The 17,910-nt window shown below is 55.7% G+C and carries 21 protein-coding genes; 13 read left to right on the top strand and 8 right to left on the bottom strand.

Annotated features, from left to right (window positions below; translation table 11 throughout):
* Positions 1 to 107 precede the first annotated feature (107 nt).
* From MWU55_RS11860 to MWU55_RS11870, 3 genes are read left to right on the top strand one after another with little or no spacing between them, the layout of a single operon-like run.
* Positions 108 to 479: an NADH:ubiquinone oxidoreductase subunit NDUFA12 gene (locus tag MWU55_RS11860; RefSeq protein ID WP_246936384.1), complete on the top strand. Its 372-nt coding sequence runs from the start codon at positions 108 to 110 to the stop codon at positions 477 to 479.
* Positions 480 to 525: 46 nt separating this feature from the next.
* A complete protein-coding gene (locus tag MWU55_RS11865; protein WP_246936385.1) occupies positions 526 to 984 on the top strand; it encodes an outer membrane lipid asymmetry maintenance protein MlaD in 459 nt (152 codons plus the stop codon).
* Positions 981 to 1,340, top strand: coding sequence for a DUF2155 domain-containing protein (locus tag MWU55_RS11870; RefSeq protein ID WP_348646234.1), 360 nt, complete (start codon positions 981 to 983; stop codon positions 1,338 to 1,340). The genes MWU55_RS11865 and MWU55_RS11870 overlap by 4 nt, the downstream gene beginning before the upstream one ends.
* Here the strand turns inward: MWU55_RS11870 and aat are convergent.
* From aat to MWU55_RS11895, 5 genes are all read right to left on the bottom strand, one after another.
* Positions 1,304 to 1,930 carry a leucyl/phenylalanyl-tRNA--protein transferase gene (gene aat, locus MWU55_RS11875; RefSeq protein WP_281501862.1) on the bottom strand — a complete coding sequence of 209 codons (627 nt, stop codon included), beginning with the start codon at positions 1,928 to 1,930 and terminating at the stop codon, positions 1,304 to 1,306. The genes MWU55_RS11870 and aat overlap by 37 nt on opposite strands.
* Positions 1,931 to 1,966: 36 nt before the next feature.
* On the bottom strand, positions 1,967 to 3,319 hold the full coding sequence (accC, locus tag MWU55_RS11880) for an acetyl-CoA carboxylase biotin carboxylase subunit (protein WP_246936387.1): 1,353 nt from the start codon (positions 3,317 to 3,319) through the stop codon (positions 1,967 to 1,969).
* A 10-nt stretch (positions 3,320 to 3,329) separates the two neighbouring features.
* Positions 3,330 to 3,827 carry an acetyl-CoA carboxylase biotin carboxyl carrier protein gene (accB, locus tag MWU55_RS11885; RefSeq protein ID WP_246936388.1) on the bottom strand — a complete coding sequence of 166 codons (498 nt, stop codon included), beginning with the start codon at positions 3,825 to 3,827 and terminating at the stop codon, positions 3,330 to 3,332.
* A gap of 135 nt (positions 3,828 to 3,962) precedes the next feature.
* The gene (locus MWU55_RS11890; RefSeq protein ID WP_246936389.1) at positions 3,963 to 4,373 is read right to left on the bottom strand and encodes a hypothetical protein; all 411 of its coding nucleotides are present in this window, start codon (positions 4,371 to 4,373) and stop codon (positions 3,963 to 3,965) included.
* 119 nt (positions 4,374 to 4,492) lie between these two features.
* Positions 4,493 to 5,035: a helix-turn-helix transcriptional regulator gene (locus MWU55_RS11895; RefSeq protein WP_246936390.1), complete on the bottom strand. Its 543-nt coding sequence runs from the start codon at positions 5,033 to 5,035 to the stop codon at positions 4,493 to 4,495.
* Between the two features lie 121 nt (positions 5,036 to 5,156).
* On the opposite strand from MWU55_RS11895, the gene MWU55_RS11900 reads away from it, so the two are divergent.
* Positions 5,157 to 6,662 (top strand): AMP-binding protein, encoded by a 1,506-nt coding sequence (locus MWU55_RS11900; RefSeq protein ID WP_246936391.1) that lies wholly within the window; start codon positions 5,157 to 5,159, stop codon positions 6,660 to 6,662.
* A 52-nt stretch (positions 6,663 to 6,714) separates the two neighbouring features.
* Here the strand turns inward: MWU55_RS11900 and MWU55_RS11905 are convergent, their stop codons facing one another.
* The gene (locus tag MWU55_RS11905; protein ID WP_246936392.1) at positions 6,715 to 6,999 is read right to left on the bottom strand and encodes a glucose-6-phosphate isomerase; all 285 of its coding nucleotides are present in this window, start codon (positions 6,997 to 6,999) and stop codon (positions 6,715 to 6,717) included.
* Between the two features lie 299 nt (positions 7,000 to 7,298).
* On the opposite strand from MWU55_RS11905, the gene MWU55_RS11910 reads away from it, so the two are divergent.
* The 8 genes from MWU55_RS11910 to MWU55_RS11945 all read left to right on the top strand — a co-directional run bounded on the left by MWU55_RS11910 (position 7,299) and on the right by MWU55_RS11945 (position 16,201).
* On the top strand, positions 7,299 to 8,648 hold the full coding sequence (locus MWU55_RS11910) for a helix-turn-helix transcriptional regulator (protein WP_246936393.1): 1,350 nt from the start codon (positions 7,299 to 7,301) through the stop codon (positions 8,646 to 8,648).
* 117 nt (positions 8,649 to 8,765) lie between these two features.
* Positions 8,766 to 9,134, top strand: a complete 369-nt coding sequence (locus MWU55_RS11915) for a response regulator (RefSeq protein ID WP_246936394.1) — start codon at positions 8,766 to 8,768, stop codon at positions 9,132 to 9,134.
* A 19-nt stretch (positions 9,135 to 9,153) separates the two neighbouring features.
* Complete coding sequence (locus MWU55_RS11920; RefSeq protein WP_246936395.1) at positions 9,154 to 9,465, top strand: hypothetical protein; 312 nt, start codon at positions 9,154 to 9,156, stop codon at positions 9,463 to 9,465.
* Positions 9,465 to 12,200 carry an ATP-binding protein gene (locus MWU55_RS11925; protein WP_246936396.1) on the top strand — a complete coding sequence of 912 codons (2,736 nt, stop codon included), beginning with the start codon at positions 9,465 to 9,467 and terminating at the stop codon, positions 12,198 to 12,200. Before MWU55_RS11920 ends, MWU55_RS11925 begins: the two co-directional genes overlap by 1 nt.
* A gap of 45 nt (positions 12,201 to 12,245) precedes the next feature.
* Positions 12,246 to 13,283: a FliM/FliN family flagellar motor switch protein gene (locus MWU55_RS11930; protein ID WP_246936397.1), complete on the top strand. Its 1,038-nt coding sequence runs from the start codon at positions 12,246 to 12,248 to the stop codon at positions 13,281 to 13,283.
* Positions 13,284 to 13,359: 76 nt separating this feature from the next.
* Positions 13,360 to 13,686, top strand: a complete 327-nt coding sequence (locus MWU55_RS11935; RefSeq protein WP_246936398.1) for a TraR/DksA family transcriptional regulator — start codon at positions 13,360 to 13,362, stop codon at positions 13,684 to 13,686.
* 87 nt (positions 13,687 to 13,773) lie between these two features.
* Positions 13,774 to 13,986 carry a hypothetical protein gene (locus MWU55_RS11940; RefSeq protein WP_246936399.1) on the top strand — a complete coding sequence of 71 codons (213 nt, stop codon included), beginning with the start codon at positions 13,774 to 13,776 and terminating at the stop codon, positions 13,984 to 13,986.
* 130 nt (positions 13,987 to 14,116) lie between these two features.
* Positions 14,117 to 16,201 (top strand): 3-hydroxyacyl-CoA dehydrogenase NAD-binding domain-containing protein, encoded by a 2,085-nt coding sequence (locus MWU55_RS11945; protein ID WP_246936400.1) that lies wholly within the window; start codon positions 14,117 to 14,119, stop codon positions 16,199 to 16,201.
* A 48-nt stretch (positions 16,202 to 16,249) separates the two neighbouring features.
* On the opposite strand, the gene MWU55_RS11950 is transcribed toward MWU55_RS11945, so the two are convergent.
* Positions 16,250 to 16,465, bottom strand: a complete 216-nt coding sequence (locus MWU55_RS11950; protein WP_246936401.1) for a hypothetical protein — start codon at positions 16,463 to 16,465, stop codon at positions 16,250 to 16,252.
* Between the two features lie 191 nt (positions 16,466 to 16,656).
* Here MWU55_RS11950 and MWU55_RS11955 point away from each other — a divergent pair, with 191 nt between their 5' ends.
* On the top strand, positions 16,657 to 16,914 hold the full coding sequence (locus tag MWU55_RS11955; RefSeq protein WP_246936402.1) for a DUF2312 domain-containing protein: 258 nt from the start codon (positions 16,657 to 16,659) through the stop codon (positions 16,912 to 16,914).
* Between the two features lie 47 nt (positions 16,915 to 16,961).
* On the opposite strand, the gene MWU55_RS11960 is transcribed toward MWU55_RS11955, so the two are convergent.
* On the bottom strand, positions 16,962 to 17,840 hold the full coding sequence (locus MWU55_RS11960; RefSeq protein WP_246936403.1) for a hypothetical protein: 879 nt from the start codon (positions 17,838 to 17,840) through the stop codon (positions 16,962 to 16,964).
* Positions 17,841 to 17,910 lie beyond the last annotated feature (70 nt).

Below are 17,910 nucleotides of genomic sequence, written 5' to 3' on the forward strand. Positions count from 1 at the left end.
GGCGAAACAGGCTTCATTTTGCGCAATGCAGGGGGAAAGGCAGGCAAAGCTCTGGACCTTCGCACTGCCATAGGCCATATCAAGTGTAAGAAATTTCGGAGATCAACATGCGGCTTCTTTCGCTTTTGACTTGGTATCACAGTGAGACAATCGGAACTTGGCTGTTTACGCGTCGCAGAGGCGTGAAAGTGGGCGAGGACGAACAAGGCAACGTCTTCTATCGCAACAAAGACGATAGCCGCCGCTGGGTGATCTATAATGGCGAACCCGAAGCCAGCCGTGTAAGCCCCGAATGGCATGGGTGGCTGCACCACACCTTTGACAACTGCCCGGAAGACAAACCACTGGCCCACAAGCCATGGGAAAAACCGCATCAGGACAACCTGACCGGCACAGCCATGGCATATGCGCCTGTGGGATCTTTGCGTCAGTCGGCACCTGCAGACCGCAGCGATTACGAAGCTTGGCAGCCCGAGTAACGCAAGCCGAGTTGGCGTCTGGCCCCTTGAGCACGGGAAGTTTCACATGAGCAACAGTCACACAACTGAAGTCGTCACTGGCAGCATCGTTCTTGCCGTTGCCGTTGGCTTTCTGCTGTATGCGGGGCAAATTATAGGCTTGTCGGGCACTGGAACAACAAGCACCTATACTGCGTCTTTCCGTACAGCCGATGGCATCTCGATCGGAACGGATGTGCGCTTGGGCGGCGTTAAAGTTGGCGCCGTGACGGATATCAATCTGAACCCCGAAACCTTCCGCGCAGATGCGGATTTCACCGTTCAATCGGACGTCGCTTTGCCCGAGGATACGGCAATCATCATTTCTTCCGAGGGCCTTCTGGGCGGCAATTTCGTTGAACTTCTGCCCGGCGGGTCACCCTTCAATCTGGATCCGGGTGCCGAGATTGAGGACACGCAGGGCTCCGTCAGCCTTGTGCAGCTTTTGCTGAAATACGTCGCCGGTGGCGAGGACAGCTCCCAGTGATTTTACGCGCCGTTGCTTTTACCGCTGCCCTGTTGGCAGCCGCGCCTGTTTGGGCGGAAACGGCAAAGGCACCGGGCGCACATCTGCGTGGGTTGGACAAAATCTCGGGAACGCCTGTCGATTTCAAGATGAACGTGGGTGACACGGTTGAGCTTGGACGGCTGCGTGTGACCTTGGGCGAATGTCGCTATCCAACGGACAACCCGTCGGGTGACGCTTTTGCATGGCTGGTTGTGCGCGACGGAAATGCTGAACAGACAACATTCGAAGGCTGGATGATCGCGTCATCCCCTGCGCTGAGCGCTCTGGATCACCCGCGTTATGACGTCTGGGTGTTGCGCTGCGCGACGGAATAAGCGTCTGGCAAGGGGCAGCTTTCAATGTCCGCCGTGCCCTCAAGTGCCGATCTGAGAAGTTGGTGATAGGCTTCACGCGGGACTTCGATCGCGCCAAGACTTTCCAAATGTGGTGTTAGGAACTGCGTGTCGAATAGGGTAAATCCTGTTTGGCGCAACTGTGCGACCAGATATGCCAACGCGATTTTGGAAACATCCCGGCGGCGCGAGAACATGCTTTCCCCGAAAAATGCCTGCCCAAGGGTCACGCCGTAGACTCCCCCAACCAACTCTTCCGCATCCCAAATCTCAATCGAATGGGCATGTCCCATCTGGTGTAACTGTTTGTAGAGAGAAAAGATTGTGTCGTTGATCCAAGTTTCCTCGCGGTCAGCGCAGCCTGCCACAGTCCCTTCGAAATCACGGTTCAATGTGACGTGATATGGGCATCGGCGAATTGTGCGGGCAAGGCTTCGCGAGATGCGAAAGCCGTCCAGCGGCACGATGCCACGCTGTTTGGGGTCAACCCAGAAAACCTCAGGATCATCTTGCGCTTCTGCCATAGGAAAAATGCCCATGGCATAGGCACGCAATAGTAAATCAGCGGTCAAAGGAGGGTGATCGGAAGGGGGGAGGGCCAATGGCCCTTACCCCATGTTTTCATCCAGCCAGCGTTCCAGCCAGTGGATGTTATAGTCACCGGAATGGATGTCAGCTTCGGCCAGCAGCATATCAAACAGCGGGACCGTGGTTTCGATGCCGTCGATGATCAGCTCGCCCAATGCTCGGCTTAGACGTGCCAGCGCTTCTGGACGGTCACGTCCGTGTACGATCAGCTTACCGATCAAGCTGTCGTAATAGGGCGGGATCGAATAGCCGTCGTAAAGCGCGCTATCCATGCGCACACCCAAGCCGCCGGGGGCGTGATACTGGGTGATCTTGCCCGGGTTTGGTGTGAAGTTCGGCAGACGCTCGGCGTTCAGGCGCACCTCGATGGCGTGACCGTTCACTTCCAGATCTGACTGCGCAAAGGACAGTTTGTTGCCTTCGGCCACAAGGATCTGTTCGCGCACAAGGTCCACCCCAAAAATCGCTTCCGTAACAGGGTGTTCCACCTGCAAACGGGTGTTCATTTCGATGAAATAGAACTCGCCATCTTCATAGAGGAATTCGATTGTGCCAGCACCTGAATAGCTCATCTCAGCGACGGCTTCGGCGCAGATCGTACCGATCTTTTCGCGTTCTTCCGGGGTGATCGATGGGCCGGGGGCCTCTTCGAAAACTTTCTGGTGGCGGCGCTGTAGCGAACAGTCGCGTTCTGCCAAATGTACGCCACCGCCTTGCCCGTCACCAAAGACCTGCACTTCGATGTGACGCGGTTTTTGGAGGTATTTCTCCATGTAAACTTCGTCATTGCCGAAGGCGGCTTTTGCTTCCGAACGCGCGGTCGAAAAGGCCGTGTCGATGTCAGCTTCGGATTCGGCCACTTTCATGCCGCGACCGCCGCCACCAGCGGTGGCTTTGATGATCACCGGATAGCCCATCTCGGCCGCCGCTTTGCGGGCCGTTTCGATGTCGGGCACTCCACCTTCGGACCCAGGAACGCAGGGAATGCCCAGCTTGTCCGCAGTGTCTTTTGCGGTGATCTTGTCGCCCATCATGCGGATGTGCTCGGCCGAGGGGCCGATAAAGGTGATCTCGTGATCTTCCAACGCCTGCACAAAGGTCGCGTTTTCCGACAGGAAGCCATAGCCGGGGTGAACGGCTTGTGCACCAGTGATTTCGCAGGCTGCGATGATGGCGGGGATTGAAAGATAGCTGTCAGTTCCCGCATTCGGGCCAATACAGACGCTTTCATCTGCCATACGCACATGCATCGCGTCCACATCAGCGGTTGAATGCACGGCAACGGTTTTAATCCCCATTTCGCGGGCCGCGCGGATGACGCGAAGCGCGATCTCGCCGCGGTTGGCGATCAGGATTTTATCGAACTGGGCCATGGTCTGCCCCTTATTCGATGATCATCAGAGGCGCGCCAAACTCGACCGGCGAGCCGTCTTCGACCAAGATACGTGTAACTTTACCAGCACGCGGGGCCGGGATCTGGTTCATGGTTTTCATCGCTTCGACGATCAGAACGGTCTGACCTTCAGAAACGGTATCGCCCACACTTACAAACGAAGGCGCGCCGGGCTCAGGCTGCAAATAGGCAGTGCCAACCATTGGGGACGGAACAGCGCCGGGATGGCTTGCCGGATCGTCCGAGGCCGCAGAGGCTTCAGCCGCAGGGGCGGCCGCTGCGGGGGCAGCTGCCACGGCGGCGGGGGCAGCGGCAACCGGGGCCGCGATTTGCTGAACAACTTCCTTGGCGCGGCTTACTCGCACGTTCAGGCTGTCGTTTTCTCCGTAGTCGCGCATAACTTCCAGCTCGGTCAGGTCGTTTTCCTGAAGCAGTTTTGCCAGCGCTTCGATGAAGACCACATCGGTCTCGTGATTTTTCTTAGCCATGGGTCCTCGCCCTAGATTGTCTGCCTGTCATTTATGCAGGCCTTGTTTCTTTGCAATGCTTATAGGACGCTACGTAAGGGGAGAAAAGCAAGAAGGTTTGCCAAATCAGAAATTCCCCCGAAATCTGTCAGGTTTTCAGGGCTTGTTCATATTTTCGCCTTTTGGGACCCTGTCTGAATCAAGCACATCAACGGACAATATGGGCGGATCGTCGGTCTGCGTGGCAGGAGGTGTTGAATTTGGGGCAGAAGCTTCATTCACAAGCGTGCGCGAAACCTCGATCTTTGCAAGCCGCTGCTGAAGTTCGCGCTCCATTTCAAGAATATTGAGTTGAAACGAGGGGGGCGGTCCGACAGGCTGATCCGGGTCAGGGGGCTGGTGCAGAATTCTCTGCGTCCCATGATCCTGAGAGTTATGGGCGTCAGCCCGTGGCTTGCCCGTATTGTTCGCTTTCTCAACACGCGTTGGATCCGGCGCTTTGCGCGCAGGTTGTCGTGCCGCGATGCTGGCTTGTGCCCCCAAAGCCGAGGATAGCGTAAACTCCATTTCTAAGCTCCATCGAATGCGAAGCCCCCACCAATTCCCAAATTGAGCCGCTACTGATTAACAGAGCCTTACGATTTGTGAGGAAGTTTTAATGAAGGTTAACAGGAGGTTAAGTCTCGTCACAACGGCATGCCCGAGAACTTTGCGACAAGTTCTGGCAGTTTTCGTGCTCCAAATTTTTGAAGCAATCGCGCGCGATGCGCTTCGACCGTGCGATAGCTTAACCCCAGAGCAATCCCTATTTCTTTCGAGGTTTTGCCCTGACATGTCAGGATGGCCACGTCGCGTTCGCGTGGGGTCAACTCGACCACGGGACGCTCGGCCGATAGGTCTGCAAAGCTCCAAACACCTTGTCTGAACGGGTCATCTGGTGTCAGGCTTGTGCCGCGTACCCTGCACCAAAACATGTTGCCATCAAGTCGGCGCATGACACGCTCGTCCTCATAACGCCCTGTTTCACGCAGAATGTCGCCGCCAACACGGGCGACCTTTTCGTATTCCTTGAGCGATGGATACAGGCGCTCAAGGGGCATATCTTTAAAGGCATCGACCTCAGCCCCGAATACTTCGGCAAAGCGCAGATTGCATTGGCGTACAATTCTGTTTTCGGTCAACGCGAGCCCGGTGGGCGCGTGCATAAAGGCAAGGTCCATTTGCGTCATGCCTGCCATCCTGCCAAAGCTTTTGCAGCAATTCAAACAGTTGCGTAGTATTACGGGGCTTGCCTGACGTGAAATTCTTAGCGGATAGTCGCAATAACGATCTGAACGGAAGGGCAGTTTCATGAATTTGGCGCATTGGCTTGAACGCACCGCACAGACAAAAGGTGACCAACCGGCTGTGTTTTGTGGGCCAACTCAGATTTTTACTTATGAGCAGTTCTTTCGCGCCGCACAGGGGCTTGCGGCGGGTCTTGCTGCCCGAGGAATCGAACCTGGGGATCGGGTTGCTCTGTTCATGAAAAACTGCCCTGAATATCTGTTGGGATTCTTTGGCGTTTGGGGGCTGGGTGCGGCAGTGGTGCCGATCAACGCCAAACTGCACGCGAAAGAAGCGGCGTATATTATTGAAAACTCAGGGGCAAAGCTGGCTTTGGTCAGTGATGATATGGCATCCGATTTGGCAGAAGTGACCTCTGTGCCTTTGATCCGTATCGAGCAGCCAGAATTCAACGAATTATGCGCGACGGACCCTTTGCCCGTGGCTTCGTGTTTGGACACGGATTTGGCGTGGTTGTTCTACACATCCGGCACAACGGGGCAGCCAAAAGGGGTGTATATCAGCCACGGTATGATCCGGTCGACGTCGCTTTCCTATTTGCTGGATTGCGACACTGTCGCGTCTGAGGATGGCGTTTACTATATGGCCCCGATGAGCCACGGGGCAGGAATCTATGCCCCCATTCACGTCGCATGCGGTGCGCGCCATATCACACCTGCCTCTGGTGGATTTGATGAGATCGAGCTGCTGGACGCAGCGCGTGATCAAGGGCCGCTACAGATGTTTATGGCGCCGACCATGGTGCGGCGATTTACAGATATTGCCAAAGCCGCGGGGCGACGCGGGGAGGGGATCAAGACCATCGTTTATGGCGGTGGGCCGATGTATCTGGCGGATATCGAAGACGCCGTGGATTGGTTTGGCCCGCGCTTCATCCAGATCTACGGCCAAGGCGAATGCCCGATGGCCATCACGGCGTTGTCGCGCGAAGATGTTGCGGATCGGACCCATCCGCGATGGCGCGAACGGCTTGCCTCGGTCGGACGGGCGCAAAGCGTGGTTGAGCTGCGGATCGGGGATGAAGCCGGCGCGGCACTTCCTGCCGGAGAGGTGGGCGAGATCATGGTGCGCGGTACGCCGGTTATGCCCGGCTATTGGAACAATCCAGACGCAACAGCGAAAACACTGGAGGATGGCTGGCTGATGACGGGTGACATGGGGTTTTTGGATGAAGATGGTTACCTGACCATGCGCGACAGGTCCAAAGACGTGATCATTTCGGGCGGAAGCAACATTTACCCACGCGAAGTGGAGGAAGCGATCCTAACGCATCCCGATGTGCATGAGGTGAGCGTGGTTGGGCGCTCCAGCGCGGAATGGGGGGAAGACGTGGTCGCATTTGTGGTGCTTGCGAGCGGGGCCAAGTTGGATGAGGCAGCGCTTGATGCGCATTGCTTGGCAAATATCGCCCGGTTCAAGCGGCCAAAGGCTTACATAGCGTTAAAAGAGCTTCCAAAGAACAACTACGGCAAAGTTTTGAAAACAGAACTGCGCAAACGGCTTACATAAAAAACGCGCGCCATTTCTGACGCGCGTGATTTCTTGCCATGCTGGTCCGAAATCAGACCGGGCAGGGACGCTCGCGGTATGTGCCGTCGCCATTCGAGTAGGCGCACATGTTGGTCTGATAGTTGCGCGCAACCATGATACCGGCGGCAGCGCCAGCCAAGGTGGTCAGAACAGTCCAGTTTTTGTTGGCGCCAATGGCGTTGGCCGTGATCAGACCAGCACCGATACCAGCAAGACCGCCGGCGATGGTTTTTTCCTGATCTGTTAGTGGGCGGTTCATGCAGGCGGTCAGGGCCAACGACGCCACACAGGCAAGGGTCAATACTGATTTTTTCATCATATCCTCCTGGATGAATGCAGTTTTCATACTCTTTCTAGGCGATTGCGAGGTCAAGGAAACTCAACTGTTACTTCAAAGTGAAATCCCGGCGGTATTTCGCCGTTGGAGGTTCAGTTGAAGATGTTAAATCACATACGGGGCTTGTAAACAAACTGGGCTGGAGGGGAGGCGTAGGGAAAATTCTCTGTTAAAGCGCTAAAAAGTATGCATCTTTCTGTAAAGCCGCCGAGGTAGCCTTGGTTCGATTGATAAGTCGACGAAAACACCAACCCAATGCATGAAAGCTGAATACGCCGATGCCCCAATCCCGATTGACAGGAAGCCGTATCCGGGAACGTCGCCTTGTTTTGGGGCTGAAACAGGCAAGTCTGGCCAAGTCTGTGGGGATATCCGCGGCATATCTGAATCTGATCGAGCACAACCGCCGACGCGTTGGTGACGCGCTTCTGGATGTCATCGCACAGGAACTTAAAACCGACCCATCCGTTCTGGCCGAAGGGGCAGAAGCTGCGCTTTTGGGTGCGCTGAGCGAAGCTGACAAACGTATTCCAGATGCGCAGGCAGAGCTGGAGAAGTCAGAAGACTTCGCTGGCCGATTTCCCGGTTGGGCGTCACTGGTGATGGCTCAGAACCAGCGCATTCACGAGCTGGAGCAAATGGTTGAAGCGCTCTCAGACCGTTTGACGCACGACCCCGAACTTGCCGCGTCATTGCACGAGGTGATCTCGGCGGTGACGGCGATCCGGTCGACAGCGGCCATTTTGTCAGGCGGTGGTGAGGTGGACCAGGAATGGCAGGACAGATTCCTGCGTAACATGCGCGATGAAGGAATGCGTCTGTCCACCGCAGCGCAGGGATTGGTTGAGTTTTTGGATGCAGGGGCCAGCGAAGACGTTGTGCCCATCGGTCCGTCCGAAGAACTTGCGACATTTCTGGATCAAAATGATCATTACTTCCCTGTGTTGGAGAATCCGACCGCGTGGGAAACCGGAGTTCGGGATCAAGCGATCGGGCAGGTGATTGCGGGCGACGATGCCCTGACGTCTAGAGAAGCGCAGGACATGGCGCGGCAATTTCTGGAACGTTACATCGCGGACGCACAGGCGATGCCGGAAGAGGAATTCAACGCGGCTCGGAATGTCTTGAACTGGGACCCAACGGCGCTTGCGCAGAAGTTTGGGCAAGCGCTGCCAGCGGTCATGCGGCGGATCGCGTTTTTGCCCACGACGTCTCAAACGGTCAGCGCTGGGGTGGTCAGTTGTGACGGGGCGGGCGCATTGGAGTTGCGCAGAACGCTTCCCGGTTTTCCTTTGCCCCGCTTTGGTGCCGCGTGCCCGTATTGGCCTTTGTTTCAAGCGCTTTCCCAGCCGGAACGACCGGTGAGGGCGGTGGTGCGCCATCCGGGCGGGGCGCGCCGCCGCTTTGTCTGCCAAGCAATATGTGTTCAGAAAGATGCACCATCGTTTGACCGCCCAGCTGCGTTTGAAGCCTATATGCTGATCCGAGAACTGAATGACACTTTGGACGATGAAGCTTTGGTGCATGCAACGCCAACCGAGGTCGGGTCGTCTTGCCGTGTGTGCCCTCGCACCGATTGTGCCGCCCGACGTGAGGCGACCATCCTATCGGCAGGCTCTCCCCTCTAACAGCGCCATCGCCACCTCCCGTGATAGATGTACTTCACGTGTTTCGCTTGATTGAGACCACTTTCTTGGCAATAGTCACAAGAGGTTGCGGCCATGCGCATCCCGGGGGAGGACTTCATGACAAAACAGGTGCTGGTTATCGAGGATGAACCAAACATCGCCGAGGCCATCAGCTTTATTCTAAGCCGTGAAGGTTGGAAGGTGTCGATCCACTCCAGTGGAACAACCGCTGTTCAGGCCGTTCATGATGTATCGCCTGATGTTTTGATTCTGGATGTCATGCTGCCCGGCAAGTCTGGCTATGATATCTTGCAGGATCTGCGCAGTTCAGATGCAACGCGCGCACTGCCTGTCCTAATGCTGACAGCGCGCGGTCAGAAAACTGACCGGGAGCTGGCACAGCGCTTAGGCGTCAATCGTTTCATGACCAAGCCTTTCTCTAACACCGAGATGCTCAGCAATCTGCGCGAGCTGGTCGGGGGCTAACTGAAAAGGCGGACCCTGCATGAGAACCCCGCGCGAACCTTTATTCCTCGCCCGTCAAAGTTACAGAAAACGCCGGATCGAGGATGCAGCGCGTTTGCTGCCTCTTCTGGGTGTGATCCTCTTTCTGCTGCCGCTTATGGTTGGCGGGGAGGTGGGATCAATGCGGTTGGCATATGTGTTTACCGCTTGGTTCCTGTTGATCTTTTCAGCTGGCATTCTGTCATTTTTCCTTGGCCAGAATCTGGATCAGGATGCATCTGGTGAAGATACGGGGCGGCCGGAAAGCTCAGGTGGAATTGATAAAACCAGCGACGATACAAGGCGCCTCTGATGCTGACGTTTAACACGCTGGTCGTCGTCTGTTTTTTGTATGTTGTGCTGTTGTTTCTGGTGGCCTTCGGCGCTGACAAGCGCGCACGCCGAAGCAAGGTGCGATTCCTCAGCACACCCATGATCTATACCCTGTCGCTGTCCGTCTACTGTACGGCATGGACCTTTTATGGGGCCGTTGGATATGCCGCGCGATCCGGGTTGGAATTTGTCACCATTTACCTCGGCCCGACGCTGGTCATGATCGGTTGGTGGTGGTTCCTGCGCAAGCTCGTGCGCGTGGGGCGCAGCCAACGGGTCACGTCCATCGCGGACCTTGTATCGTCGCGCTATGGAAAGTCGAATCTTCTGGGCGTGCTGGTTACGCTGATCGCTGTGGTGGGCACCACGCCTTACATCGCGCTCCAGCTGCAATCGGTCACATTGTCATTTGCTGTTTTTGCGCGTGATCGTTCCGCCGGGTGGGCTGTGCCAGACCTTGAACAAACCGCAATTTGGGTTGCGGGTGGATTGGCCCTGTTCACGATCTTGTTCGGCACGCGGAACCTTGATGTAAACGAACGTCATCACGGCGTTGTCACTGCGATCGCGGTCGAGGCCGTGGTCAAACTGGTAGCGCTTTTGGCGGTTGGGATCTTCGTTGTTTGGGGGATCGGCGGTGGTCCTCAAGGTATCGCCGCAGCCATGGATCAGGTCATTCAGGATGCGCCCGAAGGGGCATGGGCAATGCAAGGTGGACGCTGGGTTGGGCTGACGTTCCTATCTGCGGCTGCCTTTTTGACCCTGCCGCGCATGTTTCAGGTTCTTGTCGTCGAGAACGTGAACGAGCGCCAGCTTGCCATGGCGTCTTGGGCGTTCCCCCTCTACCTCTTTTTGATGAGCCTCTTCGTCATCCCGATCGCTGTCGTCGGGTTATCGCTGATGCCAGCGGGTGAGAACCCCGATTTGTTTGTTCTGACGCTTCCGCTTTACTTCGAACAGGATGGCCTTGCGATGCTGTCCTTCCTTGGAGGGTTCAGTTCCGCGACTTCAATGGTGATCGTGGCCTCAATCGCCTTGTCGACGATGGTGTCAAACCATATCATCATGCCGATCTGGCTATCAACACGCCTTAGCGGCGCTGCGGAATACGGCGACGCCCGCCAGATCCTTTTGGCAGCTCGCAGATTGTCCATTGGGGCCATTCTGGCGTTGGGCTATTTCTACTACCGCCTGTCCGGTGGCGGTGCTGCGTTAGCTGCGATTGGCCTGATCTCATTTGCAGGTGTGGCACAAGTGCTTCCGGCGATGGCGGGCGGATTGTTTTGGCGCGGTGCATCGCGCAGCGGCGCGGTTGCCGGGCTGGTCACGGGGTTCGCAATTTGGGCCTACACTTTGTTTCTGCCCAGCTTTGGCGAAGCGGGTGTGATGAGTGCATCCGTGCTCGCGAATGGCCCTTGGGGGATCGAAGCCCTTCGCCCACAAGCTTTGTTTGGCGTGGATGGGTTGGATCCCGTGGTTCACGCGCTTTTCTGGTCGTTGATCCTGAATTGCGTTGTGTTCGTTTTCATATCTCTGATGTCCTTCCCCAGCCCGTTGGAGCGCCTTCAGGCTGCGCAATTTGTAAATGTGCTTGATCACACAAGCTCTGCGCGTGGGCGAAGCTTCAATGCAGCAACGTCTGAAGACCTGTTGGTGATGGCGCAACAAATCATGGGGGCAGAGCAGGCTCAGGCTTGGTTCCAATCGCAGGCCGAACAGCAAGGCAAACAAGGTTACCTTCCGGACACAACCCCAGATTTCATCGCGCGCTTAGAGCGTGAGTTGTCAGGTTTGGTTGGCACAGCAACCGCACATGCGATGATCGCCCAAATTCTGGGGGGGGCGACGGTTTCGGTGGATGATCTTTTGGCTGTGGCGGATGAAACGCAACAGATGTTGGAACAGACATCTCTGATGGAAGCCAAGCAGGAAGAGCTCGCAACGACCGCGCGTCAGCTTTCCGATGTGAACGAGAAACTGACACAGCTGTCGATCCAGAAAGATGCCTTCCTAAGCCAAATTAGCCACGAGCTGCGCACGCCCATGACGTCAATCCGCGCATTCTCGGAAATTCTGCGGGATGGGGGCGCGGATGATCCCGAAGCGGCCGCGCGGCATGCCTCGATCATTCATGATGAAAGCGTGCGGCTTACGAGGTTGCTGGATGACCTTCTGGACCTTAGCGTTTTGGAGAATGGTCAGGTGCAGCTCTATCCAAAACGCGAGGCTGTGCGCACTGTCTTGGATCGGGCACTGGCTGCGACCAGTTCTGTGATCGATCAAGAGAAGGTCCATATTCACAGAAACCGATCAGACGAAGGCATCGCCCTTTATACGGATACGGACCGCTTGGCGCAGGTCTTCATCAACCTGATCTCAAACGCCGCGAAATACTGCGATGCCAAGGGCAAACGTCTGGCCATTCGGGTGCGGGAGCGCGGCGGAGAGCTGCAAGTGGACTTTGTGGACAATGGCAGCGGCGTGCCGTTGGAAAGCCAGTCGATGATATTCGAAAAATTCTCGCGCCTATCAGACCAAGCCGCAGCTGGTGGCGCTGGTCTTGGGCTCGCCATTTGTCGCGAGATTATGGACAAGCTGGGTGGTTCGATCACTTATCTTCCGGGGCAAAGTGGCGGTGCCTTCCGTGTGACATTGCCAGTGCGGGCAAGATTGCATCAAACCGACAATCCACACGCCCAAATCAATCATTTGTAAACCTTGTCGCGGCAATGTCAGAGCGATTGATCGCTTGGAGCGGACATGGCCGACACAGAAACCATCAGCGTCCTGCAGCGCAAAGCGGGCGCGCGCCGTGCTACGGCGGAAATAAGCCCCCTGACGGTGACAGGGGCGCTTGGCAATGCGTTACGCCGCGCCGGGCAGGATATAGCAAGTATTGCGGTTTCTGTGGGGGCTGCCGCAGAAGGTACAGCGGTGCTTGAGAGTATTCTTGGCGAGCTTCCAGAGCAGGCGCTTTTGTGCATGGTTGAAGGACCTGACAGCAGTTTCGGAATGGCGATATTGGACAACCAGCTTACGGCTGGTTTGGTCGAGGCGATGACAGTTGGAAAACTGTCCGCGAATGCCTCGGCAAACCGCGAACCCACACGCACTGATGCTGCGATATGCGCGGATTATTTAGACCGTACATTGGAATGCTTTGAAACCGAGGCTTCCGACGCAGGTTTATCCATGGCTGCGCGTGTCTCTGGCTATCGGTATGCTTTGCCGTTCATGGATCCCCAGGTGATTTCTCTGACGCTTGAAAACGTGGTGTATCGCACGTTCCGTGTTGAGCTGGGATTGGATGGTGACGCAAGGCGGGGCGTTCTAACGTTGATCCTGCCGTTAGAGCCTCCTGCAAAATCCAAACAAGCAGCATCAGGTGGCGATGGGGCAGAGGTTCAAACGGTAGCGGATGTGGCCCTGACCTGTCAGGCAGAGCTGCGCGCGATACTACATGAGGTGCAGCTGCCGGTGACCGATGTGGCTGGTCTTGAGGTCGGCATGGTACTGCCGGTCCCGCTGCAAGCGCTTGGGCAAGTCAGCCTGATGGACACGGATGGGGCTGAAGTCACAACTTGCCGGTTGGGGCAGGTCAGGGGGCAACGGGCACTGCGCATTGGGCCCGCGATGGCATTTGAAACAGCGGCAGTGCCTAATAGGGATCTCACGGGTTTGACAGCGATCACATCGGCAGCACCTCAGAATACCGATCCTTTACAAGGCAATGTGCTGGCTCAGCCCGACACTGATCCTGCTGCAACCGCTGATCAGGTGGATATTCCGGTGGTATAAGGTCCGTCCAAAAGCTTGACCTGTATCAATGCAAACCTCCGCATATCGCTTCAAATTTGATCCGAAGGAGAACGCAATGGTTGATGTGAACAAATATCGCGCCATTCTGAACGCGCGCATGAATGAACTGGACAAACGACTTCACGAGATTGAAGATGAATTGGACAGTCACCAGTCAAAAGACTGGGAAGAACTGGCCGTGGAACGCGAAGAGGATGAAGTTCTGGAAGGTCTTGGAACCTCGGGACAGACTGAAATCGCGCAGATTAAAGCGGCATTTGCCCGAATGGATGAGGGCGAGTTTGGGTATTGCGTCGAGTGTGGGAATGAGATTTCGCCCGAACGCCTTAATGTACTGCCTCATACACCATTCTGTCGCGACTGCGCGGCCAAGCATGCATGACGGATTGTCGCTGCAGGGCGACCTGCTGCGACACCCCACTACGTAGATTGGGTGCAAACCCATTCGATGAAATGAAGGGAGGACGCTATGGCGTTTGAAGAGCTTAAGGCCTCGATCAGTATGATCTTGGATGAGATTGCGAAGCGGCCAGAAGATCGGCACGTCTTGCAAGAACAGCTGCGCGAAAAGATTGCAGAGCTGGACAAGCTTGGTCTGCCGGTGCCGGAAGACATTCGGCGCTTTGAAGACAAGTTGGAAGACGACGACGCGGACGATCTGTTCGACAATATGCCTGTTTGATCACCGGTTATATGGCACACAAGTGGCAAAACCGACCAAATGGTCGGGAAAGTTTTGCAAATGACGCCAAGAGGCATTGACAACGCCACCCTTGATCTGGCCCTTGAAGGGAACTGATCACGGAGGAACCATGTCCGAACTTGTCGCACTTCGCATCGAAAACAATATTGCAGTCATCACGATCAATAATCCGCCGGTCAATGCACTGAGCCACGGGGTGCGTGTTGGGCTGTCGGACAAGATCCAAGCCGCGATTGCTGATGACGCGGTTCAGGCCATTGTGCTAAACGCCAGCGGGCGGACCTTCCCCGCGGGTGCGGATGTCAGTGAATTCGGTCGGCCGCGGGAAACTCCGATCCTTTCGCAGATATGTGACCTGCTTGAGACAAGTCCGAAACCCACAATTGCCGCGGTACATGGCAACGCATTGGGGGGGGGATTTGAACTGGCTCTGGCCTGCCATTACCGTGTTGTCCTGCGCAGTGCCAAGGTGGGGCTGCCAGAAGTAAAACTGGGCGTCTTGCCGGGCGGCGGTGGGACACAGCGTGTTCCCCGGATCGTCGGTGCCGAAGCAGCCCTTGAATTGATGCTGAGCGGCAAACTCATTTCCGCAAAGCACGCGCACGATCTTGGATTGATTGACAAAATCGCGGACGAAGACGTGGATCAGGCCGCGATGTCCATGGCCACAGATGTGATCGCAGCGGGGGCAAAAACGGTTCCAACGCGTGATCGGATAGAAGGGTTTCAGGACGCTGTTGGTTTCGCCAATGCCGTCGCCAAACAACGTGAAAATAAGAAAAACGATCCGCAGCCCTCGGTCGCAAAGATCATCGACTGCGTTGAAGCCGCGCAAATCCTGCCCTTTGAAGCAGGCATCGCAATGGAGCGCGCTGCGTTTGACGAATGTGAAACTGGCCCTGAAGCGACAGCCATGCGCCACGCCTTCTTTGCTGAACGGCGTGCCGCCAAAGTTCCCGAACTGAAGGGTGCGAAACTGCGCAAGATCGATACAATTGGTGTGGTCGGCGCAGGCACGATGGGGGCGGGAATTGCAATCTCTTGCCTAGATGCAGGTTTCCCCGTTGTTCTGGTTGAACGCGATCAGGACGGGTTGGAACGCGGTGTCGAACGTATCGTCGCCAATTATGACAAGTCCGTCGCGAAAAAGCGTATCGACGCAGCAACGGGGGAAGAGCGTCTGTCGCGCCTAACCGGCACCACCGACATGCAGGACCTTTCCAAGGTCGACCTGATCATCGAAGCCGTGTTTGAAGACGAGGATGTGAAACGCAACGTGTTCGCCCAGTTGGATGCGGTTATGAAGCCGGGCGGGATTCTGGCGACCAACACCTCGTATCTGGATATTGATGCACTGGCCGCCACGATCTCGCGTCCTCAGGATGTGGTGGGTTATCACTTCTTTTCGCCCGCTCACATCATGAAGTTGCTAGAAATTGTTGTTGGAGAGAAAACCGATCCCAACGTGGTCGCAACGGGCTTCAAACTTGCCAAGAAACTGCGCAAAGTTCCCGTGCGGGCCGGGGTGGCTGACGGGTTCATCGGCAATCGCGTTTTGGCAGCCTATCGCCTGGCTGCGGATTTCATGCTTGAGGATGGAGCAAGCCCGGCACAGATTGACGCGGCGATGCGCGCCTATGGGTTCCCAATCGGACCTTACCAAGTTCTGGATATGGCGGGGCTGGATATCTCGTGGGCACGGCGTAAACGGCTTGCAGCAACGCGTGCGCCCGAGGATCGCTATGTCACGATTGGAGACAAGATTTGCGAACAGGGCTGGTTCGGGCAAAAGACGGGCAGGGGGTATTACATCCATGATCAAGATGGTGGACCCGTTGAAAACCCGGACGTTCTGGCCATCATCCAAGAAGAACGCAAGCTGCTTGGCATCACTCCCCGCAGCTTCTCGGCCAAGGAAATCCAAGACCGCTGCCTGTTTGCCATGGCAAACGAGGGCGCGCGCCTGGTGTCGGAAGGGGTGGCTTTGCGCCCATCTGACGTGGATGTTGTGCTTCTGTATGGCTACGGTTTTCCGCGCTATCGCGGTGGCCCGATGATGGCGGCAGATCAGGTTGGGCTGCTAACTGTTAAGAACGCGCTGTTGTCGTGGAAAGCGGAAGAGCCGCGATTCTGGGAGCCAAGCCCCATGTTTGATGAGCTGATCAAAAATGGGCGAAAATTCAGCGATTTATGAGCTGAAGTTCTGGGTTGAGGCGAGGGGATAAACAAGCCCTTTGCCAATTTAACCCAGCGATACTCCCACGATCACACACATCAGGCCAAGCACCGACAGGCCAAGTGCGCCCATGTTTAGCGCCATTGCCTTTTGAATTCGGGCGCGCAGCTCGGCGTCGTCAAGCCCTTCGCGCTTCGCTTTCATAACCTTGAGCGCACTGGCCACCAGTCCGATCAGGCCAAGGCCGGACATGATTGCCCCAATGATAATCAGCCACTCCATGGCGGTCTCCTATTCCGGTTTGTCTGCGCCTACAGCGCGCAATGACGCTTCGCAAGCCCCGAGAGGTCTTGAAGGCTGGTATCTGTCAGGCTAAATCGGATTGCAACAATGCCTGTCACGAAATGCTGCAGATACGCAGTTGATGCCACATCTCGTGGTGAACCGCAGGCGATCACAGGCAAGAGGGCCCAATGGACGATCATCAGACCCAAAGCAGCTACCGCGTCACAGCCGACGAGTTGCGCCAGTTTATCGAACGCATTGAACGTCTCGAGATGGAGAAAAAAGACATCGCGGATCAACAGAAAGAAGTCATGGCTGAAGCGAAAGGTCGCGGATATGACACGAAAGTCATGCGCAAAGTTATTGCTCTTCGCAAACGGGACGCCAATGACATCGCTGAAGAAGAAGCCGTACTTGAAATGTATAAAGAAGCGCTGGGCATGTAAGTCTGCCCGAAAGTTTCTAAAAAACGGCCCCTTCGTGGGGCCTTTTTTTATGGGGATAACAAAGTTACGCCTTCAATCCCGGAAATGTCTTTCAGATCCTCTTCGTAATTCTCGGTCAGTTCATCGACCAAGCCCTGGGTCCATCCGGGAAGATCGATCTCGCGCTCAACAACGCCATCCTTCGCAAATTTATCAAGAAAGGCTGCCAAGATGCGGCGGCGGTGGACTTCGTTTTGAAAGGGGTTGTCAAACAGATAGTTGCGCAACCGGGTCATTCCGTCCTCCTTGGTAATCTGTTCTAGAATGTCTAAGTCACCGCGATCCAGTTGCGTGTCATCATCCAATCCTGAAATCGCATGCATTATTTCGGGCCAAATCAGTGGCGTGTCTTCATTGCACCAAACAGTGATCGGGGTGTCAGGGTTTGCTTGGCGAATGCTTTCGATCACATCCGCCCAATAGAGCTCCAGAGGATTGGTCGTTTCAAGCATCTGGGCGCGCGTCTTGTCATCCAAACGCGCCGCAACATCTGGCATGAAATTGGCGATGTTGCTGATGCCGATATAATAGCTGACGTCATGTGACGGGAAAAGCTTTCGCAGCCCCGCTGAGTTATGCCCAGCAAGCGGGTACAACCTGCCGCCTTCAATCGCCTGTTGATGTGTCCCCAAGCTGTGCTGATGCCCCATCACAATTCTTTCCGCCTGTTTGGAGTCGATCAGTTCATCTATTAACATGTCTTGGGTGTTGGAATTTGCAACGCTTCCGTTTAGCTTCGTCATGATTTGCCCAAGCAAACCACGATAGCGCGTCGGCCCCGGTACAGCGACGCCCTTGATGAACAATTTGTTGGCATTCTTGAGCAGCGATTTGGTCAGCTGGTCTTCGTCCGTGCAATGAGCACCGATATGTATTGCAATTTTCATCTATCGCCCGCGTCCTGATGTCCTGCCGGAGTAAAACATACCGGGGATTTCTGGACAGTTAAACTAATTT

It is taken from the genome of Aliiroseovarius sp. F20344, assembly GCF_023016155.1.
GTDB lineage: Bacteria > Pseudomonadota > Alphaproteobacteria > Rhodobacterales > Rhodobacteraceae > Aliiroseovarius.